General features: G+C 71.4%; 24 protein-coding genes. 10 read left to right on the top strand and 14 right to left on the bottom strand.

The genetic code is table 11. The features are described 5' to 3' along the window. Positions 1–68 precede the first annotated feature (68 nt). From AB0F52_RS43430 to AB0F52_RS43445, 4 genes are all read left to right on the top strand, one after another. The gene (locus AB0F52_RS43430) at positions 69–494 is read left to right on the top strand and encodes a hypothetical protein (RefSeq protein WP_360183868.1); all 426 of its coding nucleotides are present in this window, start codon (positions 69–71) and stop codon (positions 492–494) included. Positions 495–1,146: 652 nt separating this feature from the next. Further along, positions 1,147–1,608: a low molecular weight protein-tyrosine-phosphatase gene (locus tag AB0F52_RS43435; protein ID WP_360183870.1), complete on the top strand. Its 462-nt coding sequence runs from the start codon at positions 1,147–1,149 to the stop codon at positions 1,606–1,608. A gap of 49 nt (positions 1,609–1,657) precedes the next feature. Further along, positions 1,658–2,488 carry an SURF1 family cytochrome oxidase biogenesis protein gene (locus AB0F52_RS43440; RefSeq protein WP_360183872.1) on the top strand — a complete coding sequence of 277 codons (831 nt, stop codon included), beginning with the start codon at positions 1,658–1,660 and terminating at the stop codon, positions 2,486–2,488. Between the two features lie 50 nt (positions 2,489–2,538). Continuing rightward, positions 2,539–3,159 (top strand): FMN-binding negative transcriptional regulator, encoded by a 621-nt coding sequence (locus AB0F52_RS43445; protein WP_360183874.1) that lies wholly within the window; start codon positions 2,539–2,541, stop codon positions 3,157–3,159. A 24-nt stretch (positions 3,160–3,183) separates the two neighbouring features. Here the strand turns inward: AB0F52_RS43445 and AB0F52_RS43450 are convergent, their stop codons facing one another. After that, positions 3,184–4,068, bottom strand: coding sequence for a cobalamin biosynthesis protein (locus tag AB0F52_RS43450; RefSeq protein ID WP_360183876.1), 885 nt, complete (start codon positions 4,066–4,068; stop codon positions 3,184–3,186). 43 nt (positions 4,069–4,111) lie between these two features. Next, complete coding sequence (locus AB0F52_RS43455) at positions 4,112–4,858, bottom strand: FCD domain-containing protein (protein ID WP_360183878.1); 747 nt, start codon at positions 4,856–4,858, stop codon at positions 4,112–4,114. A gap of 60 nt (positions 4,859–4,918) precedes the next feature. Here AB0F52_RS43455 and AB0F52_RS43460 point away from each other — a divergent pair, with 60 nt between their 5' ends. From AB0F52_RS43460 to AB0F52_RS43480, 5 genes are all read left to right on the top strand, one after another. Then, positions 4,919–5,416 carry a gluconokinase gene (locus tag AB0F52_RS43460; RefSeq protein ID WP_360183880.1) on the top strand — a complete coding sequence of 166 codons (498 nt, stop codon included), beginning with the start codon at positions 4,919–4,921 and terminating at the stop codon, positions 5,414–5,416. Beyond that, complete coding sequence (locus tag AB0F52_RS43465) at positions 5,413–6,780, top strand: gluconate:H+ symporter (protein ID WP_360183882.1); 1,368 nt, start codon at positions 5,413–5,415, stop codon at positions 6,778–6,780. Before AB0F52_RS43460 ends, AB0F52_RS43465 begins: the two co-directional genes overlap by 4 nt. A 96-nt stretch (positions 6,781–6,876) precedes the next feature. After that, positions 6,877–7,143, top strand: coding sequence for a DUF2510 domain-containing protein (locus AB0F52_RS43470; RefSeq protein ID WP_360183884.1), 267 nt, complete (start codon positions 6,877–6,879; stop codon positions 7,141–7,143). 120 nt (positions 7,144–7,263) lie between these two features. Beyond that, positions 7,264–7,587 carry a metalloregulator ArsR/SmtB family transcription factor gene (locus tag AB0F52_RS43475; protein ID WP_103340579.1) on the top strand — a complete coding sequence of 108 codons (324 nt, stop codon included), beginning with the start codon at positions 7,264–7,266 and terminating at the stop codon, positions 7,585–7,587. Beyond that, positions 7,584–8,096 (top strand): SRPBCC domain-containing protein, encoded by a 513-nt coding sequence (locus AB0F52_RS43480; protein WP_360183887.1) that lies wholly within the window; start codon positions 7,584–7,586, stop codon positions 8,094–8,096. The genes AB0F52_RS43475 and AB0F52_RS43480 overlap by 4 nt, the downstream gene beginning before the upstream one ends. Before the next feature lie 55 nt (positions 8,097–8,151). Here the strand turns inward: AB0F52_RS43480 and AB0F52_RS43485 are convergent, their stop codons facing one another. From AB0F52_RS43485 to AB0F52_RS43510, 6 genes are read right to left on the bottom strand one after another with little or no spacing between them, the layout of a single operon-like run. After that, a complete protein-coding gene (locus AB0F52_RS43485) occupies positions 8,152–9,159 on the bottom strand; it encodes a BadF/BadG/BcrA/BcrD ATPase family protein (RefSeq protein WP_360183889.1) in 1,008 nt (335 codons plus the stop codon). Further along, positions 9,156–10,421 carry a 6-phospho-beta-glucosidase gene (locus tag AB0F52_RS43490; RefSeq protein WP_360183891.1) on the bottom strand — a complete coding sequence of 422 codons (1,266 nt, stop codon included), beginning with the start codon at positions 10,419–10,421 and terminating at the stop codon, positions 9,156–9,158. Before AB0F52_RS43490 ends, AB0F52_RS43485 begins: the two co-directional genes overlap by 4 nt. Beyond that, on the bottom strand, positions 10,418–11,308 hold the full coding sequence (locus AB0F52_RS43495; RefSeq protein ID WP_360183893.1) for a carbohydrate ABC transporter permease: 891 nt from the start codon (positions 11,306–11,308) through the stop codon (positions 10,418–10,420). The genes AB0F52_RS43490 and AB0F52_RS43495 overlap by 4 nt, the downstream gene beginning before the upstream one ends. Next, the gene (locus tag AB0F52_RS43500) at positions 11,305–12,336 is read right to left on the bottom strand and encodes a sugar ABC transporter permease (RefSeq protein WP_360183895.1); all 1,032 of its coding nucleotides are present in this window, start codon (positions 12,334–12,336) and stop codon (positions 11,305–11,307) included. The genes AB0F52_RS43495 and AB0F52_RS43500 overlap by 4 nt, the downstream gene beginning before the upstream one ends. Then, positions 12,333–13,691, bottom strand: coding sequence for an extracellular solute-binding protein (locus AB0F52_RS43505; protein WP_360183897.1), 1,359 nt, complete (start codon positions 13,689–13,691; stop codon positions 12,333–12,335). Before AB0F52_RS43505 ends, AB0F52_RS43500 begins: the two co-directional genes overlap by 4 nt. A gap of 11 nt (positions 13,692–13,702) precedes the next feature. After that, positions 13,703–14,914 carry an ROK family transcriptional regulator gene (locus tag AB0F52_RS43510; RefSeq protein ID WP_360183979.1) on the bottom strand — a complete coding sequence of 404 codons (1,212 nt, stop codon included), beginning with the start codon at positions 14,912–14,914 and terminating at the stop codon, positions 13,703–13,705. 220 nt (positions 14,915–15,134) lie between these two features. Between AB0F52_RS43510 and AB0F52_RS43515 the strand changes: the two genes are divergently transcribed. Beyond that, positions 15,135–15,611 (top strand): hypothetical protein, encoded by a 477-nt coding sequence (locus tag AB0F52_RS43515; RefSeq protein WP_360183899.1) that lies wholly within the window; start codon positions 15,135–15,137, stop codon positions 15,609–15,611. Positions 15,612–15,652: 41 nt separating this feature from the next. Here the strand turns inward: AB0F52_RS43515 and AB0F52_RS43520 are convergent, their stop codons facing one another. From AB0F52_RS43520 to AB0F52_RS43545, 6 genes are all read right to left on the bottom strand, one after another. After that, a complete protein-coding gene (locus AB0F52_RS43520; RefSeq protein ID WP_360183901.1) occupies positions 15,653–16,741 on the bottom strand; it encodes a hypothetical protein in 1,089 nt (362 codons plus the stop codon). A 220-nt stretch (positions 16,742–16,961) separates the two neighbouring features. Further along, on the bottom strand, positions 16,962–17,981 hold the full coding sequence (gene nudC / locus AB0F52_RS43525; RefSeq protein ID WP_360183903.1) for an NAD(+) diphosphatase: 1,020 nt from the start codon (positions 17,979–17,981) through the stop codon (positions 16,962–16,964). Beyond that, positions 17,981–19,360, bottom strand: coding sequence for a pitrilysin family protein (locus AB0F52_RS43530; protein WP_360183905.1), 1,380 nt, complete (start codon positions 19,358–19,360; stop codon positions 17,981–17,983). The genes nudC and AB0F52_RS43530 overlap by 1 nt, the downstream gene beginning before the upstream one ends. After that, positions 19,357–20,649, bottom strand: coding sequence for a pitrilysin family protein (locus tag AB0F52_RS43535; protein WP_360183907.1), 1,293 nt, complete (start codon positions 20,647–20,649; stop codon positions 19,357–19,359). Before AB0F52_RS43535 ends, AB0F52_RS43530 begins: the two co-directional genes overlap by 4 nt. Before the next feature lie 9 nt (positions 20,650–20,658). Further along, complete coding sequence (locus AB0F52_RS43540) at positions 20,659–22,281, bottom strand: DUF2207 domain-containing protein (protein WP_360183909.1); 1,623 nt, start codon at positions 22,279–22,281, stop codon at positions 20,659–20,661. A gap of 2 nt (positions 22,282–22,283) precedes the next feature. Further along, the gene (locus AB0F52_RS43545) at positions 22,284–23,993 is read right to left on the bottom strand and encodes a DUF2207 domain-containing protein (RefSeq protein ID WP_360183911.1); all 1,710 of its coding nucleotides are present in this window, start codon (positions 23,991–23,993) and stop codon (positions 22,284–22,286) included. Positions 23,994–24,016: the final 23 nt, after the last annotated feature.

The following is a 24,016-nucleotide window of genomic DNA, read 5'->3' on the forward strand; positions in this document are numbered from 1 at the left end:
GCCGTGCGGGTAGCGCGCCGCCTTCTCCGGGCTGCGCAACCCGCGGCCGCCACGAGCGTCCGTACGGCGTGACGAGGACGAAGTGGATGATCGCCGCGGCCGGTGCGGCCGCGGCGCTGGCCGCGGCCGGCGTGTTCGTGCTGGGCGACGGTGCGGGTCCGGCGGACGGGATCGTGACAGCGATCCACCCGGACGGCCGGGTGGAGTGGGCGGACGCCCGGTTCGTCAAGGCCGAGGAGAACGGCCGCATCGCCGAACGGGTCCCGGGCACCGCGCACAAGGCGGTCCTGGCGGGCGACGTGCAGATCTTCACGGGAGTCGGCAGCTGGTGCGCGTCGGCGGCCGCGGGCCTCGCGATCGGCTCCGACGGCGCGGGTGCCAACCCGTGCACCCGCGCCGAGTTCCTGGCGACCACCCCGGACAGCCTGTACGCGGTCAAGATCACGGCGAAAGGCGACGTGGTCACCCGGATCGCGGAGTACTACCACCCCTGATCCGGGGACGGGAGGCGCCCCGGCGGCACCAGGCCGCCGCGGGCGCCGGGACCGGTCAGTTGCAGTTGCCGCAGCAGCCGCAGCCCTGGCCGGTGCACTTCGAGCAGCACCCGTGCATGATCGCTCTCCTTCCGGTTCGCGTCCTCGCCCGATCGACGCTAAGTGCGCGCCGCGGGCCGCGGATACCGCCGAGCGGGCGGGTGACCGGGTGAACCCGGTGGTTACGCTCGGGGCGCTGGAGTGCGGTTCCGCGGTGGGGGATGCTCGGTGGGTTGCGGATTACCGCTGGGCTGATGGCCGCGGTCGCGGCGTTCGCGCGCCGGTGCCGGGGGCACATCGGGCCGGCGAGCCGCCTTTGCACCCCCGGTCGCAGAGCCGCCGTGCCGCATCGCGCCCCGCCCGGCCTCTTCGGACCAAGCGAGCCACGTTCGCGCCCGGCTGCCGGGCCGCCGAGCGCATCGCCCCGCGCCCGGGGAGCAGTCTCCACGCGCGCCGCGTGCCGGGCCCGCGAGCATCGCACCCACCCCACCCGACCGCGGCGAGCCAAGCGAGCAGCATCCACGCCCCGGAACTATGCGGGCGGTCACGTTCTCACCCCCGGCCACGTCAGGCGGACGGGTGACCAGGCGAACCCGATGGTTACCCTCGGCGCGTGACGCACATCGTCTTCGTCTGCTCCGGCAACATCTGCCGCTCCCCGATGGCCGAACTGGTGTTCCGGGCCCGGCTCGACGACGCCGGGCTCGGTGACTCCGTCCGGGTGACCAGCGCCGGGACCGGTCCGTGGCACGCCGGTGAGCCCGCCGACAAGCGCGCCCGTGCCACGCTGAAGGCGCACGGCTACCCGACCGCGCACGTCGCGTCCGAAGTGTCCGGCGAAGACCTCACCGCCGATCTGCTGCTGGCCGCGGACGAGGGCCACCTCGAGTTCCTGCGGTCGCGGGTCGAGGACCCGGCGAAGGTGCGGCTGCTGCGGTCGTTCGACCCGTCGGCACCCGAGGGCGCCGAGGTCCCGGACCCCTACTACGGCGGCGACGACGGCTTCGAAGACGTCCTCCGCATGATCGAGCGTTCGGTGCCCGGTTTGCTCGATTGGGTGCGTTCGCGGAGGTAGCGGTCACAGCCCGCGAAGGCCCGCCGGGGGCACGGGCTACCGTGGTGGGGTGCGGTTGCGGTTCCTGCTCCGGCCCGGGTGGCTGGCTCTGACGGCGGTGGTGTTCACCTTCGCCATCTGCTGCTTCACCCTGCTCTCGCCGTGGCAGTTCAGCCGGAACACCGAGCGCGAGCAGCAGAACGCCGCGCTCGAGACGTCGTTCACCGCGGCGCCGGTGCCGCTGGCGCAGCTGCTGCCGCCCGGGAGCGTGCCCGGCCGGTACACCGAGTGGCACCTCGTCACGGTCACCGGCCAGTACCTGCCGGACAAGGAAGTCGTCGCGCGGCTGCGGACCGTCCAGGGCGAAGGCGCGTTCGAGGTGCTGACGCCGTTGCGGACCACCGACGGCACCATCGTGCTGATCGACCGCGGCTACGTGCCCCTGGACAGCAAGTCGGCCGCGCCGCCGTACCCGCCGCCGCCGGCCGGGACCGTGCAGGTCACCGCCCGGGTGCGGGCGGACGAGACCGACCCGAAGAACCGCGACGCGTTCGCCGACGCCTCGACCGGCGGGCGGCTGCAGAGCTACGTCGTCAACTCCCGGGTGGTGGCGCGGGCGGGCGGGCTCGACATCCGGCCGGGCTACTTCCAGCTCGACGTCGGCCAGCCCGGTGTGCTCGGCGCGCTGCCGCTGCCGCAGACGGACTCGGGACCGTTCCTGTCGTACGCGCTGCAGTGGATCGCGTTCGGCGCGATGGCGCTGCTCGGCTGGCTGTACTTCACGGTCCGCGAGCTGAAGCCGGGCGGGGCGCTGGACGCGTCCGAAGCTCCTTCGCGCCGGAAGTCCGTCGCGGAGATCCTCGCGGAAGACGAGCTCGCCGAAAGTGGCCATCAGAAGTAGGCCGCAAATGGCCCTCCGGTGAGTCCACTTGCCCGGGTGATACTCGGGTCATGCTGATCCACCCGTGGGACGCCGCCGCTTCCGATCCGGAGTGGCGCGAGTGGCTGTCCGGGCACGACTTCGGCCAGCTGATCGCCGGCGGCCGCGGCCGCGACCTGCCGGTGGTGACGCCGGCACACTTCGCGTTCGACGGCGACCGCACGGTCGTCACCCACCTCGCCCGCCCGAACCCGATCTGGCCGTTGCTGGAGGAGCACCCGCGGGCCCTGCTGACGGTGATCGGCGACTACACGTACATCCGCGCGGACTGGAACGCGACCGCGGACCCGGCGTACGGCGTGCCGACGTCGTACTACGCGACGGTGCAGCTCGAAGGCGACGTCCGGCTGGTCGACGATCCGGCGGCGAAGGCGGCCCTGCTGGACCAGCAGCTGCGGCACTTCGAGCCGGACGGCTTACGGGCGCCGGTGAGCGCCGCCCCGGACGCACCCGACCGGCGACTGCTGCCGGGGATCCGCGGGATCGAGTTCACGGTCACCGGGGTCCGGGCGAAGTTCAAGTTCGGCGGGAACCGGACGGCGGAGGACCGGGAGCGGATCGGGGCTCGGTTGGCGGAGCGGGGCGGGCCGCTGGACGAGGAGGCGCTGGCCCAGCTGCGGCGGCGGGGCTGAGAGAGCAAACTCCCACAACCAGCCTCAGCTGCGCCCGAACCCCGCCACCAAGGCGACCACCACCGAGGTCGCCCCGGCCAGCCAGCCGACCACCCGGGACAGCTCCACCGCGCGCGTCACGTGGCCCGCGTCCGGGTTCCGGCCCACCCCCAGCACCGGCAGCTCCAGTACACCGTGCGGGTACACCGTCCGGCCGCCGACGCGGACCTCGAGCGCGCCGGCGAACGCCGCCTCCACGCGGCCCGCGTTCGGGCTCGGGTGGGCGATCGTGTCGCGGCGCCACGCCCGCCAGGCGCCGCCCGCCGATCCGCCGACCACCGGGGCCGCCGCCACCGTCAAGGCCGCCGCCACGCGGGTGGGCAGGAGGTGGACCAGCTCGTCGGCACGGTCCACCGCCCAGTGGCCGCGGCGGCCCGCGCGGGATCGGCGCAGCAAGCTCACCGCCCGTGCACCGAGCAGGCCCGGCACGCCCGCCAGCGCGCCCCACACCAGCGGGGCCACCACCGCGTCGGACGTGTTCTCCGCCAGCGTCTCCACCGAGGCGCGGGACAGCGCGATCGCGCCCAGGCCGCCGGCCACCCGGGGGTCCAGTTCGGACAGTGTCGCGCGCGCCGGCTCGAAGCGGCACTCCTCCAGGTCGCGGGCCAGTTCCGTGCCCTGCTGGGCCAGGCCCGCCGCGCCGAGGACGGCCCACGTCGTCACCGCCGTCGCCGTGGCCTGCGCCAGTGGGTGGCCGCGGCTCGCCCGCTCGAGCAACGTCCCGCCCACGACGAGCGCGCCCGCGACGAGGACGCCCGAGCGGTGCGGGAGCCGGCGGAACGCCGTCACCGGGAGGCGGCGGCGGGGGTCGCCGAGGGCGCCGTCGGCCGCCACACCCAACACCAGTCCGATCGCGCGCGCCGCGCTCACCCGTGCCCCCCGGCGGAAAGAAAGTCCAGTTCTCCCGCGGAGGCTACTCGCCCTCGGGACCCGCCTCGGCCACCAGGGCGGCGATCTCGTCACGGGCCTGGACGACGATGTCGCGCATCGCCCGCTCGGCCCGGTCCGCCTCCCCGGCGGCCACCGCCGCGGCCACCTCGGCGTGCAGCGCGACGGCCTCGGGCTGCGGCTCCGGCGGCATCAGGCCGTGCCCGGTCCGCCCGGTGAGCACCTCCGCGACGACCTCGGACAGCTGCCCGAACATCGGGTTCCGGGACGCGGTGAGCAGCAGGTCGTGGAAGGCGATGTCGAACTCGAGGAACGCCGGGAGGTCACGGGCCCGGGCCGTCCGCGCCAGCCGTTCCCCCAGCGCGCCCAGGCGGCCGCGTTCCTCCGGTGTCGCGCGCAGGGCCGCGAACCGCGCCGCGCACGGCTCGATCGCCGAGCGCAGCTCGTTCAGCGTGGCGAGCGCCACCGGGCGGGCCGGGCCGTCGAGCTGCCAGCGGATCAGCCGCGGGTCGTAGTGGTTCCACGCCGCCGGCTCGCGGACGATCACCCCGACCCGGCGCTTGCTGGTGGTCAGCTGCATCGTCTCCAGCACGCGGACGACCTCGCGGGCCACGGTTCGCGAAGCGCCGAAGCGTTCTTGAAGGTCTTCCGACCGCAGCACCGTGCCCGGTTCCAGGGAACCGTTCGCGATCGCCGCGCCCAGGGCGTCCAGGACCTGCTCGTGCCTCACCTGATCAACGTAGCCCTCTGATTCGATTAAGTAGTACTTCATCTTGAATAAGTAGTACTTTTAAGTTTCACTCGCCTGGGCACAACGAAGTGGGAGGTGCGGATGACCGTCATCGTGGTGATGGGGGTGTCAGGCTCCGGGAAGACGACGATCGGCACGGCACTCGCCGAGGCCCTCGGCGTCGAGTACGCGGAAGCGGACACGTTCCATCCGAAGGCCAACATCGACAAGATGACCGCCGGCACGCCGCTGACCGACGAAGACCGCGCGCCCTGGCTCGAGGCCATCGCCGGCTGGATCCGCGAACACGAGGACTCCGGCGGCGTCGTTACGTCGTCCGCGCTCAAGCGCCGGTACCGCGACGTCCTGCGAACCGGCGGCGACGTCTGGTTCGCGCACCTGCACGGCGACCGCGCGCAGCTGGCCGAGCGGATGAAGACCCGCACCGGCCACTTCATGCCGGTGTCGCTGCTGGACTCGCAGCTCGCCGACCTCGAACCCCTGGAGCCGGACGAGGCCGGGGCCGTCTTCGACAACACCGGGGGCACGCCGGCCGAGATCACCGAAGCCGCGCTGGCCGCCTTCCGGGAGCACGCGTGAACGCCGTCCTCGCCGCCGGCTGGACCGGCCACGACACGCGCCTGATCATCGCGACCGTCGTCGCGATCGCCGTCATCGTCGTGCTGATCACGAAGGTGAAGCTGCACCCGTTCCTGTCGCTGGTCCTCGGCTCGCTCGCGCTCGGGCTGACCGCCGGGATGCCGGTCGACAAGCTGCTCAAGAGCTTCACGACCGGCGTGGGCAGCACGGTCGCGTCCGTCGGCATCCTCATCGCCCTCGGCGCGATGCTCGGCAAGCTGCTGGCCGACTCCGGCGGCGCCGACCAGATCGTCGACACCGTGCTCGGCCGGGCCCGCGGCGGCGCGCTCCCGTGGGCGATGGCGCTCGTCGCGGCCCTGATCGGGCTGCCGATGTTCTTCGAGATCGGGCTCGTCATGCTGATCCCGGTGGTGCTGCTCGCGGTCAAGCGCACCGGGAAACCGTTGATGCTGCTGGGCATTCCCGCGGTGGCCGGGCTTTCGGTGCTGCACGGGCTCGTCCCGCCGCACCCCGGCCCGCTGGCCGCGGCCGGCGCGCTGAACGCGAACGTCGGCATCACGCTGGCGTTCGGCCTGCTCGTCGGCATCCCGACGCTGGTCGTCGCGGGCCCGCTGTTCGGCAAGCTCGCGGCCCGGCTGGTGCCGGACGCCGCGCCACCCGAGCGGCTGATCCCGGAACGCGCCGACACGGACAAGCCGCGTCCGAGCTTCGCCGCGACGCTCACGACGGTGCTGTTGCCGGTCGTGCTCATGCTGGCGAAAGCGCTGTCGGACATCCTGCTGGCCAAGGACAACCAGGCCCGCAAGATCCTCGACTTCGTCGGCGACCCGCTGATCGCGCTGCTCGCGGCGGTCCTGGTGGGCATGGTCCTGCTCGGCCGCCCGGCCGGGCTCGACCGCGCACGGCTGTCCACTGTGGTCGGTGACTCGCTCGGCCCGATCGCCGGGATCATCCTCATCGTCGGCGCGGGCGGCGGGTTCAAGCAGACGCTGGTCGACGCCGGTGTCGGCGACGTCATCACCGGCCTGGCCAAGGACGCGAACCTGTCCCCGCTGCTGCTCGGCTGGCTGGTCGCGGTGGCGATCCGGCTGGCGACCGGCTCGGCCACGGTCGCGACCGTCTCGGCGGCGGGCATCGTGGCCCCGCTGGCGGCGGGCATGGACCCGTCCCACAGCGCGCTGCTGGTGCTGGCGATCGGCGCCGGGTCGCTGTTCTTCTCGCACGTCAACGACGCCGGGTTCTGGCTGGTCAAGGAGTACTTCGGGCTCTCGGTCGGGCAGACGCTGAAGAGCTGGTCGGTGATGGAGACACTCATCTCGGTGGTCGCCATCGCGCTGATCCTGCCGCTGTCGCTGATCGTTTAGAGGACGACACCTTCGAGGTCACGATCCCGATCTACGCGTAACAGCGCCGACCCGATCAGCGTCTTCGGGATGTTCGCAACGGGAAGGCGGGATCGCATGGGACTCATCCGGAAGACGCTGATGGTCGGCACGATGGGTGCCGTCCGCGGCAGCAGCAAGAAGCAGCGCGTGGCCAAGGCCCAGCTGAAGGAGCTGCGTGTCCAGACGAAACTCCAGCAGTCCCAGCTCCAGCAGCAACCGGCGGCCCAGCCCGCACCGCCGGCCGTGCCACCGCCCGGTTGGTACCCGTCCCCCACGCAGCCCGGCTCGACGCAGTGGTGGGACGGCGCGCAGTGGACGCCGGCCTTCGCGCCGACGACGTAACCGGGCGGCGGCGGAAGCCGCCACCGCGAGCCGGCCGATCACGAAGGCCGTCACCCACCAAGGGTGGCGGCCTTCTTCGTACATTGACATGTGACCTTTTGGTCACCTATTCTCGCTGACGTGCCCGACGACGACCTGGTGTTCAAGGCGCTGGCGGATCCGACCCGCCGGTTCCTGCTCGACCTGCTCTTCGAGCGTGACGGCCGCACGCTCACCGAGCTGGAGACCCAGGTGGAGATGACCCGCTTCGGCGTCATGAAGCACCTGAAGCTCCTGGAAGAGGCCGGGCTCGTCGTCGCACGGAAGGAAGGCCGCGAGAAGCGGCACTTCCTCAACCCCGTCCCGATCCGCCAGATCCACGACCGGTGGATCGACAAGTACACCGAGCGCCGGGTCACCGCGCTCCTCGACCTCAAGAACGAGCTGGAAGGCGAAGAACCGTGACGAACACCGTGCAGGTCTACCGCGTCTACATCAAGGCGTCCCCGGAGCGCATCTGGGACGCCATCACCAAGCCCGAGTGGACGCAGAAGTACGGCTACACCGGACTGGTCGACTTCGACCTGCGGCCCGGCGGCAAGCACCGCACCCGCCCGACCCAGGCCTTCATCGACGCCGGGATGACCGGGGACGTCGTCGACGGCGAGGTCCTGGAGGTGGACCCGCCGCGCAAGCTGGTCCTCACCTGGAAGCTGCTGATGGCCCCGGAGGACGTGGCCGACGAGCCCTACACGACGCTCACCTACGAAATCGAGGAGTCCAAGACCGCCGGTACCCGGCTGACCGTGACCCACGACGTCACCGGCGCCCCCACGATGGCCGCGATGGTCAGCGGGGCCTACGAGCGGCTGGACGCGCCGCCGAACGAGAACGCGGGTGGCGGCTGGGCCTGGATCCTGTCGGACCTCAAGTCCCTGCTGGAAACCGGCGAAACCATCGTCCCGGCGCCGTGAGGGGGTCTGGCGTGGCCCGTCCCGCGCCGCTTCGGGACGGGCCACGCCAGAGTTTTCAGACGCGCTGGGTGGCCGCCTTGAGCGCCGCCTTGGCAGCCTCGGGCGCCCCCAGCGTGTCGAGTCCGAACAATGCCGCGCCCACCACGGGGTTCACGTCGACGACGCGAACCACCGCGCGCGGCGCGACCTTGAGGCACCGGCGTTCGATCTCCGCGATCACCGGCGCGCCGACACCGGTCAGCACGCCGCCGCCGAGGACGATCTCCGGGGCGTCCGCGGTCAGGTCCAGCTCGCGGAGGATCACCGCCGCGAAGACGCTGACCTCTTCGACGAATCGCGTCACGATGTCCTGGGCGACCTCGTCCCCCGCCGCCGCGACTTCGAACAGCAGCGGGCACAGGCCGTGGATCGACGCCGGGTCGATCTCCTCGAAGTGCAGGCCCTGCACGATGTCCAGCAGCGTCGGCTTCCCGAAGTAGGCCGCCACCGCCGGCATCAGAGCCGTCCGCGGGCCGCGGCCGTCCTCGGCGCGCACGGCCCACCACAGCGCCTCTTCGCCGAGCCGGTAACCGCCACCCCAGTCGCCGGAGATCTTGCCCAGCGCGGGAAAGCGGTGGACGCGGCCGTCGGGGCCGACACCGGCGCCGTTGATCCCGGCGCCGCAGACGACCGCGACGCCGACCCCCGCGCTGCCCGCCCGAAGCAGCGCGAGGGTGTCGTTGCCGACGGTCAGGGTGTCGCTCCAGCCGCGCGCGGACAGCGCCGCGTGCAGCGCCTCCTCCTCGCGCGGGAAGTCGAGGCCGGCGAGGTACGCCGAGGTGTGCACGGCGAACGGCTTCTCCCCGAACGCGGGGTGGGCCGCCAGCACCAGTTCCTCCAGCGCCGCGACACAACCCGCGACGCCGATGTTCTGCGGCGACGCGCCGGGGCCACGCGAGGACCCCAGCACCACGCCGTCTTCCGAGATCACCAGGACCTCGGTCTTGCTGTTGCCGCCGTCGATCGCGATGATGGCAGGCGCCGACGCACTCTTTCCCGCGGAGGCGCAATTGGACACTGTCATCCGCGCGCCCAGGGCAGGTACTCGCGGTTGATCTGCACCAGCGAATCGGCGAGCGTGTCGGCCTTCGAGTACTGGCCGACCAGCGGGTGCGCCAGCAGAGCGTCGGCCACGCGGTCGCGGCCGCCCTTGAGCGCCGCCTCCAGTGCCAGGTACTCGTACGACGTCGTTGCCGCGATCAGCCCGGAGAACTGGGGCTCCACCGGTGGCTGCGGGATCGGCGTCGCACCCTGCGAGTCCACAGTGGAGCGCGCTTCGATGACGGCGTCGTCCGGCAGGAACGGGAAGGTGCCGTCGTTGCGGACGTTCACCACGTGCTCCTCGGCCGGGCCGCCCGCGGTCAGCGCGTGCACCAGCTGCACGGCGGCCTCGGAGTAGTACGCCCCGCCGCGCTTCTCCAGCGACTCCGGCTTGGTGTTCTGCTCCGGGTCGAGGTAGATCTTCAGCAGCTCTTCCTCGACGTCGCTGACCACGTCCGCGCGGGGACGTTCGGTGCGCTGCTTGGTGACCTGCTCGTCGTGCGCGTAGAAGTACTTCAGGTAGTACGACGGCACGACGTTCATCCGCCGCAGCCACTTCCGAGGCACGCTGACTTCGTTCGACAGGTAGTCCAGGTGCTGGTCCAGCAGCTCCGGGAGCCGGTCGACGCCGCCGACGAGCGCGCCGCGCTCCCAGCTCAGGTGGTTCAGTCCGGTGTGGACGAGCTTGACGTCGTCCGCGCCGACGCCCAGGAGCTTCCCGAACTGTCGCTGCAGGTTGATCGCGACGTTGCACAGCCCGACCGCGCGGTGCCCCTCGTTGAGCAGGGCGCGAGTGACGATGCCGACCGGGTTGGTGAAGTTGACGATCCACGTGTCGTCGCCGGCGATCTTGCGGACGCGGTCGGCGATGTCCAGCACCACCGGCACCGTGCGCAGCGCCTTCGCCAGCCCGCCCGCGCCGGTCGTCTCCTGCCCGACGCAGCCGCAGGCGTGCGGGAACGTCTCGTCCGAGCGCCGCGCCCGCTGCCCGCCGACGCGCAGCTGGATCAGCACGGCGGAAGCGCCGTCGACGCCTTCCTCCAGCGACTGCGTCGTGCGGACCTGGGCCGGGTGCCCGGCGTGGTCGAGGAGCCGCTGACTGAACCCGCCGACGGCCTCCACGCGGTAGGCGTCCGGGTCGACCAGCACGATCTCGTCGACGTCCAAAGTGGACCGGCGGCCGGCGATCCCGTCGATCAGCTCCGGCGTGTAGGTGGACCCGCCACCGACGACTGCCAGCTTCATCCCTTGACCCCCGTGAATGTGATGCCCTTGACGAACGACTTCTGGGCGAAGATGAACAGCACGATCACCGGCGCCATGATCAGCGCGGTCGCCGCCATCGTCATATTCCACTCGACGTGGTGCATGCCGCGGAAGGAGGCAATGGCCAGCGAAAGCGGCCAATGGTCCTGGTTCTCGCCGGTGTAGAGCAGCGGCCCGAAGTAGTCGTTCCAGGTGAACAGGAAGCAGAACATGGCGGTGGCCGCGATCCCGGGTTTGGCCATCGGGATGAGCACGCGGTACATCGCCTGGAACTCGTTGCAGCCGTCGATCTTCGCCGCTTCGAGGTAGTCCTTCGGAATGGTGAGGAAGAACTGCCGGAGCAGGAAGATCGAAAACGCGTCGAAGAAGAAGTACGGCACGATCAGTGGAACCAGCGTGCCGGTGAGGCCCATCCGCACCCACAGGTCGTACAGCGGCACGACGGTGACCTGCGGCGGCAGCAGCATCGCCGCCACGGTCAGCATGAAGAACAGGTTCTGCCCGCGCCACCGCAGTTTCGCCAGCGCGTACGCCGCCGGGATCGCCGAAAGCAGCGCACCCGCCGTCGCCAGCGCCGAATACAGCAGGCTGTTGCCGAAGTATTCGAGCAGCGGCGCCTTCTGGAACACCTTGACGAAGTTCTCGAAGTGCCATTCGGTCGGCCACAGGCTCGACGTCATCGCCTGGTCGCTCGCCATCACCGCGGTGAGGAACACGAACAGCAGCGGCAGCATGAAGATCACGCCGAGCGCGATCCCGATCGCGTGGGTGGCGATGAAGCCCAGCCGCTTGTCCCAGTTGCGCTTGAACCGCACCTTCGGCGGTACGCCCGCCGCTTTCTGCGGCGCTTCGGCCACGGCGGTCATGCGCCCTCCTCCTGATGCTGGGACTTCCGGAGCTGCCGCACGAGAATCCAGGTGAAGCCCGAGCTCACGATGAACAGCAGGACAGCCATCGCGGCCGCGTACCCCATGTTGAAGTAGCGGAAGCCCTGGACGTACAGCCAGATCGGATAGGTCAGCGTCGAGTTCTGCGGCGCCCCGATGAGTTTCGAGTTGCCGGCGACGTCCGCGGTGCCCGCGCTCGCGGACGCCGCGACGATCGCCTGCGTGAAGAACTGCAGCGCGTAGATGATCGAGTTGACCACGCCGAACAGCAGCACCGGCGAGATCGACGGCAGCGTGACGTGCCAGAACCGGCGGACCGGGCCGGCGCCGTCGAGCTCGGCGGCCTCGTACTGCTCGGTCGGGACGTCCAGCAGCGCGGCGAGGATGATGATCATCAGCTCGCCGGAGCCCCACAGCGCGAGCAGCGTCAGCGCGGGCTTCGACATCGCCGGGCTGTTGAACCAGAGCCCGCCGTCGATGCCGACGAGCCGCAGGAACCGGTTGACCGGGCCGAACTCCGGGTTGAACACGAAGACGAACGCCAGCGTGGCCGCCGCCGGCGGGGCCAGCGTCGGCAGGTAGCAGAGCGTCCGGACCAGGCCGACGCCCGACTTGAGGCGGGAGATCACCGACGCGATCCCGAGGGAGAACACCACGCGGCAGACCGTCAGGACGACCACCAGCCACAGCGTGTTGTACGCGGCCGTGCCGACCAGCGGCTCGGTGGTGAACATCCGGACGTAGTTGTCGAACCCGATGAACTGCGGCGGGTTGATCAGGTCGTAGCGGGTGAAGGAGTAGTAGACCGTGGCGATCAGCGGGTAGCCGAAGAAGATCAGGAACCCGAGGAAGGCCGGGGCCATGAAGAACAGGACGGTCCGGCGGCGCTTGGCCCGGCGGGCCCCCGCCCGCGCCTTGGCAGGCGCGGACGGGGAGCCGTCGGTCTTGGCAGCGAGAGTGCGGGTCGAGGGACTCTCTACCGCCGAGACCCCATCGGACAGAGTCATCCGCCCGCGCCTTTCTGCTTCAGTTCGTCGTCGATCTGCGCGTCCACCTTCTTCAGGCCTTCGGTCAGGTCGGGCACCGAACCGGCCTGCCACTTCTCGGCGAAGTCGTTGACCGCCTTGAGGTGCGCGTCACCGATCGGGGTGGTCTGGTTCGACACGAGCTTGCCGCTGTCGTACATGTCGAGGAACGTCTTGAACTGCGGCTGCAGGTCGAGGCGCGGCGACGTCAGCGAGGCCTTCGTGCTGGGCACGTTCTTCAGGCCGTTGGCCATGTCCACCAGGGTGTCGGTGTCCAGGGTGACCTGCTTGATCAGCTCCCACGCGGCGCCGGGGTTCTTGGCGCCCTTGGGGATGGCGATGATCGTGCCGGTGGTGAAGGCACTGCCGTACTTGTCCGCCATGGTGGTGAGCACCGGGGCGGGCGCGGTGGCGTAGTTCAGGGTCGGCGCCTGGTCTTTGATGAACGCGGTGCGGAACTCGCCGTCGTAGATCATCGCCAGCTTGCCCTTCTGGAAGCCGTTGTCGGCGGAGTACTCGTCACCGAGACCGGCCTTGAACTGCTCGACCTTGTCGTGGCCACCGAGCGCGTCGATCAGCTTCTGCTGGAACTCGAACATCGCCTTCCAGCCGGGGTTGGTGGCGAGGTCCGACTTGCCGTCCGGGCCCAGGAACGGCGCGCCGAAGTTCGGCGCCCAGTACTGGGCCTGGTTGGCGTAGAACGGCATCGACGGCAGGAAGCCGGCGACCTTGATCGAGCCGTCCGCGTTGTACTCGGTCAGCTTCTTGGCGTCCTCGAGCAACTCGTCCGTGGTCTTCGGCGGCGAGGTGACGCCCTTCGCCGCGAACATGTCCTTGTTGTAGTAGAAGCCGTAGACGTCGGCGAGCATCGGCATCGCGCACCGCTTGCCCTGGTACTCGGTGTAGTTGCGGACCGCTTCGGGGATTTGGTTCAGGTCGATCTTGTCGCGGTCGATGTAGGGCTTGAGGTCCTGGAAGCTGCCGGTGGAGCACCAGGCACCGAGGTTGTCGGTGTAGAAGGAGATCGCGACGTCGGGTGGGTTGCCGCCGCGGATCGACTGCGTGAGCTTGTCGTCGTCCTGGTTGCCCTCGTGCTTGATCTCGATGTTCGGGTACTTCGCCTTGAGCTTGTTCAGGCCCGCCGTCACCACGCCGTACTCGCGGTCGGTGAACTTGCTGTAGACCGTGATCGTGATCTTGTCGTCCTTGCCGGGCGCGGCGGCCGCGTCACCGCCGCTGGGGGCGGCGGCGCCGGAACAGGCGCTGGTCAACAGGACGGACGCCGCGGCGGCGGCCACCAGCAGGGCGCCGCGGCGGGTCCGGGTGGTCAGGGGCATGGCCCTCCTCCTCATCGGTTGGGGCTACTCGTTCGGGGACGGGTGCTGTCGCCCTCGGGCCTGCGCGACCCGAGGAGCGTGGGGGTGACGACGCCGAAGACGTCCTCACGGGTGGTGGCGAGCGCCGACTGGAGCGCGCCCGCGCGAACGGCGTTGCCCTGCACGGAAGCGCAGCCGACGGGCGTGCGCGGCAGGACGAGTTCGTGCAGCTTTTCCTGGACGAGCGCGGCGAAGTCCTCCCCGCCGGCCCGGCTGGTGTCGCCGCAGAGGAGCACGAGCTGAGGGTCGGCGACGGCGACGAGGTTGGCGACACCGCCGGCGACCCGTCTGGCGAGATCGTGTCGGAAGGGATGGTCCGACCCGGTCTTCGCCACGGCTTCCCAGGCGGTGTCGGCCTGGATGCCGTGGGCGGCGGCGAGGCGGCAGATGGCCGGCGAGTCGACCAGGTTGCCGAACCGGGCGCCGGCCTCGGGCCAGACGTCCCCGGTGTCCACGGTGGCCGGATCGGGCACGCGCATCCAGTCGATCTCGCCACCCCCGCCGGTCGCCCCGCGCAGCAGCCGCCGTCCGATCACGACGGCACCGCCGACGCCTTCGGACAGCCAGACCATGACGAAGTCGTCGACGTCCTGGGCCAGCCCGGCGGTCATCTCCTCGACGGCGACCAGGTTGACGTCGTTTTCGATGAGGACGTCGACGCCGAGTTCGTCGCTGAGCTTCTGCGGGACGTCGAAGCCCAGCCAGCCGGGGATGTGCGGTGCGGAGGAGAGCAGGCCGGTCCGCGGATCGAACGCCCCCTGCGCGCCGATCACGACGTGGGCCAGGTCTTCCCGCTGGATCCCGGCTGTTTCGGCGACTTTCTGGAGCGCCTCGCCGAAGGCCCCGACGACGTCGGCACCCGCGTGCACGGGCAGCGGCGTCCGGTACTCGGCGAGGACGACCCCGGCGACATCGGCGACGACGAAGTCGGCCACGTGCGGCGTGAGATCGACGGCGGCGACGAAGGCGAGGCCGCCGTTGGCCGCCCAGAGCTGGGCCCGCGGCCCGCGACCGCCACCCCGCACCCCGGCTTTGACGACGAGATCGTCCAGTTCGAGCCGGGTGAGCAGCTGGGCGGTGGCGGGCTTGGAAAGCCCGATGGCGAGCTCGAGTTCGGCCCGCGTGAGCGGCCCCTCCCGCAGGAGGACCTCGATGGCGGCGCGATCGTTGATCTCGCGCAGCATCCGCGGGCTACCGGCTCGCACTCGTTCCTCCGGACTTAATTAGGATACTTTACAGACGGTTTCCGGGGACTGTAGTGAGCCGGGGCACAGCCGTCAACGGCCTCGTGAAACGGCCAGGTAACGCTTGAGGGCCGTTGGGCCAGGTGGAGGCCGTACCGGTGAACCAGTTGCGCCGGTGCCGGCGGGCCTGGTCAGGGAATTTCGGGTTGCGGCGGCGGGGATGCTGGACGTCGTGGACGTCGTGGCGCAGCGGGTGCGGACTACTTGGACCAAGCGATCCAGGGGCGGGCCTGCGGCTGCGGTGCGCAACCGGGTGCCGATCGCGTTCCCGCTGCCTCCGGGCGTGGAACTCCACGACGTGCATGTCGACGAGTCGACCGGCTTCGAGCCGCGGTTCGCGCTGCGCCCGCTCGGCGAGCTCGAGAGCGTCACGCTCCGCGAGGCGGAGGGCGGGCTGTCGGTGCTGGTCACCCCATCGCTGTGGGGGACGCCGAAGCGGAACTGGCGGCCGTCACCGGTCCGGCTCGAACCCGGCGAGTGGCTTCGCTGGCAGTTCAACCTGCGTTTCGGTGCAACGTGCGGCTGCGGCAGCGACTGGAGCTACCGGCTGGAGACGCTCAACCTGGCGTACGGCCGGCCCGCGGACTTCTCGGGGAAGCCGTCCCGCACGGTGATCGAACTCGATGACCTGCGGTGACCTTCGGACGTACTACTCCGCATCCGCCCATGCCTCGAGCTTCAGTCGTGTGGAGGGCGCTTCGGCGGCCCCAGTTCGCTGCGCCCCTCCCCTTCACGGCTGCCTGGCACCGCCGGTCTCGCCACCCCGTCTGCCCACTGCTTGAACCGGGTCGCCAGCCACTGCTTCGTTTCGTCCGAGATGTAGGCGCGCGCATCTCGCAGGAGCGGGTCGATGGCGTGCTCCTGCACTTCCTTGTGGTTATTGGGCGCCGGGCAGATGAAGATCGCGATGATGCGGAGATTCCTCAGCAGTTCTTCACCGCTGAGCAGGCCGAACAAGGGTGAGTGGGCGATGGCGGCGGCTTTGAAGGCCGACCACGCCTTGTCCACGACCATGTCCACGACCTGCTCGGTGAGCTTCGACCGCTTTTTCTGCTTGCTGGAGCCGCAAATGGCTTCGGTGATGATCTCCTTGGCCTTGTCCGGGGCCTTTTCGACCACCTTGCCGAACGCCTCCAGAGCCTGCACGAACCCGATGAACAGGTCGCACCAGCAGTGATGAGCGAACTGGAGGCGGATCGCCTTGATCTCCTCAGGGCTCCCTTGGAGCTCCCCGACAACGTCCTGCCAAATGTCCTTGGTCATCGCTTGGGCGAAGGCGTCAACCTGCTCGACCGCGTCCGGCCGATCCGGTTCGACCTCGTGTGGAACCCGTGCGACCTCGGCTTCGGAGGCCGATCCATCGGGTTCACCGGCAGGTGCCCGCGAACCGGGTTGATCGCCCGCGACCGGTGGCCCGGCGGACGTTTCCCCGGACTCGGTTCGCGCGTCGTGGCGGGGTATCGGGGCGGAATCGGGAGCGGCGCCGGCAGCGCTCCGCGCGAGCCCGCCGGCGCAGTCGATCCGCAGCAAGTCCACGGTCGCTTCCTTGGGATGAACCTTCGCCTTCGGCTTCTCCCCGTGCTTCGCCAACCAATCGGTCAGCATCCGGATGAGCCTCATCCGTCTCTCGGTGCGCACCGGCTCTGGTTCGCGGGCGATCTCGACCCAGTTGCTCCAGCCGTGTTGCGTGCCACCGCAGTTGGTGCATTTGCAGCCGGGCCGCGTCGCTTTCGCGCAGCTCGGGGGATGCGTTTTCGTCGCTGCCATCGGCCGGCCCCTCGCTCGGCGATCCACCCTGCTCGATCTTCCGAGCGGACCCGAGCGAGCAATACCGCCACGCCGGTAATCGAGAGGTCACCAATCGTGACAGGACTTGGCCTCACAAATCCCGGTTACCACAACAGGCGCAGGAATCGCCGGTTGCCGCGGCAGGCGGGTGAAACGGTGTGAGAGCAGGCCGGAAACACCTGCCCTCACACCATCGGAATCACTCCTCCGCGTCCGCCCAGGCCTTGAGCATCACGCGGGCGATCGACGAATTCCCCGGCAGGATGATCTCCGCCGCGCCGCCCGCGATCGGGGTCGGCTTTGACCCCTCGCCCCGCGCCGCGCTGTTCTCGAACGCCGTGCGCACCTCCGCCCGCGAGACCCACAGCGCCTCTTCGATCTCCCCGTCCGCCGGTACCAGCGGGGCGGCACGATCCGCCCGGGCCGTGAACCCCAGCATGATCGACCTCGGGAACGGCCACGGCTGGCTGCCCAGGTACCGCACGTCGGACACCGAAGCGCCCACCTCTTCGTGGATCTCCCGGACCACGCACGCCTCGAGGGACTCCCCCGCCTCCACGAACCCCGCCAGCACCGAATACCGGCCCGCCGGCCAGATCGGCTGGCGGGCCAGCAGCACGTGGGAGCCGTTCACGCCCTCCGTCGAATGGACCAGGCAGATCACCGCCGGGTCCGTGCGGGGGTACTCCTCGCGCCCGCAACCCGTGCACTTGCTCGCCCAGCCGAACTGGATCAGCTCCGTCGCACTGCCGCAGCGGGTGCAGAACTTCGCCTGGCGACGCCAAAACCGCAACGCCTGCGCCGTCGTGAACAGCCCGGCCGACGTGTCGTCCAGGAGGTCGCCGTAGCCGCGCAGCTCGACCCAGACCTCGCCGTCCGCGCGCGGGACCTCCTCCACGAAGCCCCAGCTGCCCGCCATCTTCACCGTGTCGGCCTCGCCTGACGGCCCGCCCGGCAGCGACCAGTAGTCGACGTCCTGCCACTCGCCGAGGAACACCGCGTCCGCGGGCGGTGAAGCGCCGAAGTCGACGGCCTTCCGGAACGCCAGTGTCGACGCGCCTTCGACCACCGGGGTGCGCCCGGCGTCGTCCAGGAGGACGACCCGGGCGTCGGCCCACCGCGACACCAGCCGCGACGGGTTGGTGCGCAAGTCCTCCTGGCGGTCCACTGTGGACCGGGACAGGGTCGGCAGGGCACCGAGGGTGAACGGGACGGACATCAGGCCGGCTCGCCCACGACGACGTCGCCGAGCGCCAGGAGCTTGCGCTCCAGGACGCCTGCGTCGCCGACCACCACACCCGTGAACCGCTTGGGCGCGAAGTACTTCAGCGCCGCTTCCGCCACGTCCTCGGCCGTCACCGCGGCCACCCGCGCCGGGTGCTCGGTCAGCCACTCCAGGCCGAGCCCGGTCGAAGCCAGCGCCAGCACCTGCCCGGCCAGTCCGGCCTGCGACGACGTCGAGGTCAGCAGCGAGCCGATCGCGTACTGCCGCACCGACTCCAGCTCGTCGCCGGACGGCGGGACCTGGCCGAGGCGGCCCAGCTCGTAACGGGTCTCCAGCAGCGCCGGGGCCGTCGCGTCGGTCGCGGTGTCCGCGTCGACGTTGACCACCGCGGTGCCGTCGGTGAACTCGAACCCCGAGTGCGCGGAGTAGGTGTACCCCTTGTTCTCGCGGATGTTCTCGACCAGCCGCGACGAGAAGTACCCGCCGTAGGCCAGGTTCGCCAGCTGCAGCGCCGCGTAGCCCGGGTCCGTGCGCGGAACCGTCTGCGCCGAGAGCCGGATCTGCGACTGCACCGCGCCGGCGCGCGGCACCAGCAGCACGTCCGGCCCGGTCAGGTCGGGCAGCGGCGGCAGCCGCACGGCGGAACGGTCCGACGCCCAGCCGGCGAGCACCTTCTCCAGCTCGCCGATCACCCCGGCCGGGTCGAGGTCGCCGACCAGCACCAGGACCGAACCCCGCGGCAGCACCGACGCCTCGTGCAGCGCCCGGACCTGCTCCGGCGTCACCACGGCGACGTCTTCGGCGCGCGGGACCTCGCGGGTCGCCGGGTGGTCGCCGTAGCGGTGCTTCTGCAGGGCCTCCCGCGCGATCGTGCGCGGCTGGGTGCGCGAGACGGCGATCCGCTCGACCAGCCGCTCCTTCTCGCGGGCGATCTCCTCGTCGGCGTAGGTCGCCCCGGTGAGGACGTCGCCGAGGACGTCGAGGAACGTCGGCAGCTTGTCGGCCAGCGCGGACCCGGTGAGCACCAGGCGTTCCGGGTCGACGCCGGCGCCGATGTCGCCGCCGATGAGCGCCAGCTCGGCGTCGATCTCGATGCGGTTGCGGCGGGCCGTGCCGGTCAGGATCGTCTCGGCGAGCACCTCGGCGATCGCCGGGTGCAGCGCGTCGTCACCCGCGAACGGGATCCACAGCCGGGCTTCGACCATCGGCACGGTCGCCTTGCGCACGGCCACCACGCGCAGGCCGTTCGCCAGCGTCGTGTCCACATGGGACAGATCGGCGGCGGCCCGCTGCTCGCCGAGCGGCGGCAGCGGCCGCGGTCCCCGCGCGGTGCGGCCGATCTCCTCGGCGCTGCGGTGCGTTGCTGAAGTCACTGCTCGTTGTTCCCTTCCGAAGCGGGCTTGACCACCAGCACGGCGCGCGCGTCCGGGCGCAGCGCCTTCGCCGCCGCCGACACGGCTTCCGAGGTGACGGCGGACATCCGGTCCGCGAGCCGGTACACGAGCGACGCGTCGCCGTAGAGCAGTTCGAACGAGCCGAGGGCCAGGGTCCGGGACACCAGCCTGTCGTGCTCCGAGTGCAGGCTCGCCGCCCAGCGAGCGGTGACCTTGCGCAGCTCTTCCTCGCTCGGCGGGGTCTCGGCGAGCTTCTCGAGCTCGTCGTCGAGCGCGGCGAGCACCCGCTCGCGGGACACCTCGTGCGGGTGGATCAGGGTGATGGTGAACGTGTCGGGGTCGCGGGCCTCGAACGGCCCGAACAGCCCGGCGCCGGCGCCGATGTCCACGACCAGGGGCTCGCGGTGCACCAGCCGCTGCTGCAGGCGGGAGCCGTCGCCGTCGGTGAGCACGCCGGCCAGCACGAGGTAGGCCAGGTAGCTGTCGACGTCGTTGATCGGGTCCGGCATCCGGTAGCCGATGCCGAGCGCGGGCAGCGGGGCGTGCGCGTCTTCGATCTCGCCGCGCAGCTCGCTGGTCGGCAGCGGCTCGGCGAACGACGGCCGTTGCGGCGCCGGCCGGTGCGGGACGTCGCCGAAGTGGTCTTCGATCAGCTTCTTGGCGTTGTCCAGCTCGAAGTCGCCGGCCACCGTGAGCACGGCGTTCGCCGGCGAGTAGTAGGTGTCGAAGAACGCCGCGCAGTCCTCGACCGTGGCGCTTTCGAGGTCCTCGAAGCCGCCGTACCCGTTGTGCGCGTTGGGGAACGTCGAGTACAGCACCGGCGGCAGGGTGATCCACGGGAACCCGCCGTAGGGCCGGTTCAGCACGTTGAGCCGGATCTCCTCCTTGACGACGTCGATCTGGTTCGCCAGGTTCTCCGCCGTCAGCTTGGGCGCGCGCATCCGGTCGGCTTCGAGGAACAGCGCGCGCTCGAGCGCGGCGCTCGGGAGCACCTCGAAGTAGTCAGTGTAGTCCGGGTGGGTGGACCCGTTGAAGGTTCCGCCGCTGGACTGCACGTGCCGGAAGTGCGCGAGTTTCTCGAGGCTCTCGGAGCCCTGGAACATCAGGTGCTCGAAGAGGTGCGCGAAACCGGTGCGTCCCTCCGGCTCGGAGCGGAAACCCACGTCGTAGTGCACGCTGACGCCGACCACCGGCGCGGTCGCGTCGGGGGCGAGAACCACCCGCAGACCGTTGTCGAGGGTGTATCGGACGAGCTCGGGATCGGCCATGACCCCACCCTACGACGGCGAGGCGGTCGCCCGCGTCGCGACCGGCTGCTGGGCACCGGTGTCCCGGCCGGCGTCGTCGAGGAGCCGGCCGCGGCGCGCGGCGGCGAACGTCCCCGACACCGCCGCCGCGAAGGATCCGGCCTGGTCAGGACTGATTTCGCCGGCGTGCCAGTAGACCGGCGGCGGGTGTTTGAGGCGATCGAACGCGGCCACCCACGAGGCCAGTTCGCCCAGAGCGAGCGCGTACGGCAGGCCGCGGGAGAAGACGAGCTCGCGCTGCGGCTTGTCCAGGTCCTCGGCCTTGACCGAAGCGAGCGTCTCGCCGAGGCCGCGCAGGCGCCGCGCCACGTCGGCACCGGCCCGCCGCCGCGCGGGCAGCGCGGCCGAGGCGGCGACGGCCGCGGCCCCGGCCAGCACGACCATGACGCCGAGCTGGGCGTAGCCGACGGTCAGGGCCAGCAGGACGGTGAGAAACAGGCCGTAGCAGCCGATCCGGACCCCGGCGCGGCCGAGCCGCCGGGGCCGCGGGGCGAGCCAGCCGCGGCGGACGACGTCGGCGTACAGCTCGGCCGGGCCGACGGTGACGTGCCGTTCCCGCAGTTCGGCGAGGGTCACCGGCCCGTCCGGGACGACGGCCGTGTAGACGGCGGTTTCGAAGGCGGTGAGGTGCTCGTCGGGCGGGTTGCGGCGGGCCAGCCGCCAGCCGCCGTCCTCGGCGCTCACCCAGAGGTAGTTGCGCACGGCCAGGTCGAGCACGGTGGCGGCGAGGTCGGCGGCGCCGGGGCGGCCGCGCAGGAGGACACCGGCGTGGCCGGGCAGCACGCCCTCGGGCGAGGCGAACTCGCCGTTCGGGGCGACCAGGCTCGTGCTCTCCGGCTCGCCGGTGCCGGACTCACGGCGGCGGGCCGCCCAGACTTCACGGCGGCGGGCCGCCCAGACCAGCGCGGCCATGAGCAGCAGCAGCGCACCGAAGCCCGCCCACGCCCAGCCGACCGGGGCGGTGAGCACGAACGCGCCGGCGATCGTCTTCGCCGGGACCAGGACTTCGTTGGCGGGAACGGTGCCCGCGGGCAGTTCGACGGTCGCCGTCATCCGCTGGCCCGCGGCGAGGTTCTGCTGGCTGAACCGGGTCAGCCCGGCGTGGTCGATCTGCGCGGCCGCGCAGGAGAAGTCGGAATCCGGCGGCCCGGCGAGGCAGTCGACGGCGGTGGGGATCTTCGGCGCGGCGAAGGAGGCGCGGAGGAACTTCAGCTCGGTGTTCCAGCCGCCGGCCAGCTCCCAGGTGACCCGGTCGCCGGCGACCGCACCGTCCACTGTGTACCGGACGATCGAGGTCCCTGGCGTGAGGTGGACGGTGAAGAAGTCCTTGTCCACGTTCGCCGTCCCGCTGCCTTCCAGGACGACGTCGCGGACGCCGTAGACGCGGTCGCGGTGGTGCGGCGCCGGGACCCGCAGCGCGACCCGGCGATCCATCGTGACGCCGCCGGGGACCGAGATCGCTTCGGCGACCGACAGCGAGCCGTCGCGCTGGACCTTGAGCTGGATCTCGGCGCTCTGCGGCACGGTGGGCAGGGGCGGCTGGTCGGCGGGGCCGGCGGCCAGCGCGAGCGCCAGGAGCGCCCCGGCGAGCACGGTCAGCGGGCCGCGGCGGCGGTGAGCACGCCGTCGAGCGCGGTCAGGAACGACGGGAAGTGCGCGCCGAAGCGGCGCAGGTCGTGCTCGGCCTCCATGCCGCCGTACCAGTACAGCCCGGCCGCGCCGTCCGCCGAGGGGTTGAGCGCGGCGAAGGCGCCCAGCCAGCGTTCGGTGTCGCCCAGGACGACCGCGTACGGCAGCGAGCGGGAGAAGACCAGCTCGCGGTCGGCGGGCGGGATGTCCTCGGCCTTCGCGGTGTGCAGGTAGTCGAGCAGGCCGCGGACCTGCCCCACCAGGGCGCGGCCGCGGGCGGTGCGGGACGGCAGCAGCGCGGCCACCGCGACGACCGCGAGCCCGGCCAGCGCGACGGCGACGCCGAGCAGCGCGTACCCGGCGGTGAAGGTGAGCACCGCGGTGGTGACCAGGCCGAGCGTGAAGATCCCGGCGCCGAGCCAGGTCAGCCGGCCGCGGGCGGTGTCCGGGCGGCGGGAGAACCAGCGCTTGGTGACGACGTCGGCGTACATCGCGTCGCTGATCCGCCGCAGGTCGAGCCCGCCGCGGGCGCGCAGCTGCGACACGAGCACGGTGTCGGTGCCCGGCGGCAGCAGGGTTTCGCAGACGGCGCGCTCGAAGTCGTGGAGGTGTTCGTCCGGCGGGTTGCGGCGGGTGAGCTGCCAGTCGGGGCCGGGTACTTCGGCCAGCCACAGGTAGTTGCGGACGGCCAGGTCGACCACGGTGGCACTGATGTCGACGACGTCGACGGTCTCGTCGACGACCGTGCCGACCTGGCCGGGCAGCACGCCGTCGGGGCTGGCGAAGAAGACGCGGTCGCCGTCGCGCAGGAGCACTTCGACCGGGCCGGTGGCGGTGCGCAGCACGCCGGCGTCCCGCTTGCGGCGCCGCCGGACGAAGAGCGCGGCCGCCACGAGGAAGACGAGCAGGACGGCGAAGGCGATCCCGGTCAGCGGCGTCAGCGCGAAGGCGTTCGCCAGCAGGCCGATGTCGGCGAACTCCGCGTTCGCCGGGGTGGTGCCCGCGGGCAGGCCGACGAGGAGGTCGACGCGGTCGCCGGGGCGGACGTCGTTCTGTTCGAGCCGGACGACCCCGGTGTGGTCGACCTCGGCGAGGGTGCAGCGCTGGCTGGAGCCGACCGGCCCGGCGAAACAGTCCACAGGGGACAATTGGGTGCTCGGGGCGAGCAGCGACGCGGTGAGCTTGGCCAGCGGGGAGTCGAAGCCGCTGCCGACCTGCCAGCGGGCCTGCTGGCGGCCGTTCTGGTCGGCGACGGCGCCGTCGACGGTGAACGTGGCGCTCCCGGTGCCGCCGGCGAAGGTGAGGACGAGCTGGTCACCGGTGAGCGCGCCGGTGGCGGCGCCTTCGGTCTTGACGTCGCGGACGGCGAAGACGCGGTCCTGCTCGTCGCTCGCGGGGACCTTGAGGGGGACGCGCGAGACGAGCTGCCGGCCGCCGGGGACGGTGACGCGTTCGGTGACGGAGAGGGTGCCGTCGCGCAGGAGTTTGAGGGCGACGTCGGCGGTGGCCCCTTCGGCCGGCCGCACGTCCTGCCCGGTGAGCAGCTGGGGTTTCTTGACCTGGTCGGCGGGCAGGTTCGGCAGGACGGGCCCGGCCGACGGCCCCTGCGCGGCCGCGGGCCCGCCGGCGGCCAGCACCCCCGCGACGGCGATCGCGGCGGCGGTCCACCATTTCATCGGCACAGCACCACACCCTAGAG

The sequence above is a fragment of the Amycolatopsis sp. NPDC024027 genome (genome assembly GCF_040638975.1).
Classification (GTDB): Bacteria; Actinomycetota; Actinomycetes; order Mycobacteriales; family Pseudonocardiaceae; genus Amycolatopsis.

What these genes read in the sequence shown, in the direction of transcription:
- AB0F52_RS43485 (WP_360183889.1), bottom strand. Translation starts at nt 9,159, where the DNA reads ATGACAGTGTCCAATTGCGCCTCCGCGGGAAAGAGTGCGTCGGCGCCT.
- AB0F52_RS43490 (WP_360183891.1), bottom strand. Translation starts at nt 10,421, where the DNA reads ATGAAGCTGGCAGTCGTCGGTGGCGGGTCCACCTACACGCCGGAGCTG.
- nudC (WP_360183903.1), bottom strand. Translation starts at nt 17,981, where the DNA reads ATGTCCGTCCCGTTCACCCTCGGTGCCCTGCCGACCCTGTCCCGGTCC.
- AB0F52_RS43535 (WP_360183907.1), bottom strand. Translation starts at nt 20,649, where the DNA reads ATGGCCGATCCCGAGCTCGTCCGATACACCCTCGACAACGGTCTGCGG.
- AB0F52_RS43495 (WP_360183893.1), bottom strand. Translation starts at nt 11,308, where the DNA reads ATGACCGCCGTGGCCGAAGCGCCGCAGAAAGCGGCGGGCGTACCGCCG.
- AB0F52_RS43470 (WP_360183884.1), top strand. Translation starts at nt 6,877, where the DNA reads ATGGGACTCATCCGGAAGACGCTGATGGTCGGCACGATGGGTGCCGTC.
- AB0F52_RS43455 (WP_360183878.1), bottom strand. Translation starts at nt 4,858, where the DNA reads ATGAAGTACTACTTAATCGAATCAGAGGGCTACGTTGATCAGGTGAGG.
- AB0F52_RS43520 (WP_360183901.1), bottom strand. Translation starts at nt 16,741, where the DNA reads ATGGCAGCGACGAAAACGCATCCCCCGAGCTGCGCGAAAGCGACGCGG.
- AB0F52_RS43515 (WP_360183899.1), top strand. Translation starts at nt 15,135, where the DNA reads ATGCTGGACGTCGTGGACGTCGTGGCGCAGCGGGTGCGGACTACTTGG.
- AB0F52_RS43505 (WP_360183897.1), bottom strand. Translation starts at nt 13,691, where the DNA reads ATGCCCCTGACCACCCGGACCCGCCGCGGCGCCCTGCTGGTGGCCGCC.
- AB0F52_RS43500 (WP_360183895.1), bottom strand. Translation starts at nt 12,336, where the DNA reads ATGACTCTGTCCGATGGGGTCTCGGCGGTAGAGAGTCCCTCGACCCGC.
- AB0F52_RS43545 (WP_360183911.1), bottom strand. Translation starts at nt 23,993, where the DNA reads ATGAAATGGTGGACCGCCGCCGCGATCGCCGTCGCGGGGGTGCTGGCC.
- AB0F52_RS43510 (WP_360183979.1), bottom strand. Translation starts at nt 14,914, where the DNA reads ATGCTGCGCGAGATCAACGATCGCGCCGCCATCGAGGTCCTCCTGCGG.
- AB0F52_RS43445 (WP_360183874.1), top strand. Translation starts at nt 2,539, where the DNA reads ATGCTGATCCACCCGTGGGACGCCGCCGCTTCCGATCCGGAGTGGCGC.
- AB0F52_RS43460 (WP_360183880.1), top strand. Translation starts at nt 4,919, where the DNA reads ATGACCGTCATCGTGGTGATGGGGGTGTCAGGCTCCGGGAAGACGACG.